The organism is Cryobacterium sp. MLB-32 (assembly GCF_000738085.1).
Taxonomy (GTDB): domain Bacteria; phylum Actinomycetota; class Actinomycetes; order Actinomycetales; family Microbacteriaceae; genus Cryobacterium.
In genome coordinates this window covers 1-477 of record NZ_JPRS01000736.1, presented here as the reverse complement: position 1 = coordinate 477, position 477 = coordinate 1, and the positions used below count along the sequence as shown (strand labels likewise).

Below are 477 nucleotides of genomic sequence, written 5' to 3'. Positions count from 1 at the left end.
TCGAGCATGGCTTCGAGCTCTGTCATGCGGTCGAAGTGGTTCTCGAGGGCGTTCTTATTGCGGCCCGTCACCATCAGAATGTCACTCAGACCGGACGCGACGGCCTCTTCCACGACGTACTGAATCGCGGGCTTGTCGACGACAGGGAGCATCTCCTTCGGCATCGCTTTTGTCGCTGGCAAGAATCGCGTGCCAAGCCCTGCTGCCGGAATGACGGCCTTCGTAATGTTGGTTCCCATGGCCCCTACGTTAGCGGCATCTAGAATGTCTTGTATGGACTCAGATATCGCTCACCAGAAGAGAGCGCTCCGGGCCGAGTTACGGGAACGCCGTCGCAATCTCACCTCCCTCGAGCGCGAAGACACCTCAGCCGGTTTTACCGCGAACCTTCAGCGGCTCGTCACCGGCATTGCCGCCCAATCGATCTCCTGCTACCTCTCATCGAACGACGAGCCCAACACCCGTCCCTTCGTCAAT

At 58.9% G+C, this 477-nt stretch carries 1 protein-coding gene and 1 pseudogene; one reads left to right on the top strand and one right to left on the bottom strand.

The window, feature by feature from the left end; genetic code table 11:
* A partial coding sequence (locus JF66_RS21145) for a sugar phosphate nucleotidyltransferase (protein WP_156109999.1) occupies positions 1-239 on the bottom strand: 239 nt, incomplete at its 3' end.
* Between the two features lie 34 nt (positions 240-273).
* Here JF66_RS21145 and JF66_RS21140 point away from each other — a divergent pair.
* Positions 274-477: pseudogene (locus tag JF66_RS21140) on the top strand (5-formyltetrahydrofolate cyclo-ligase); the annotation flags it as partial.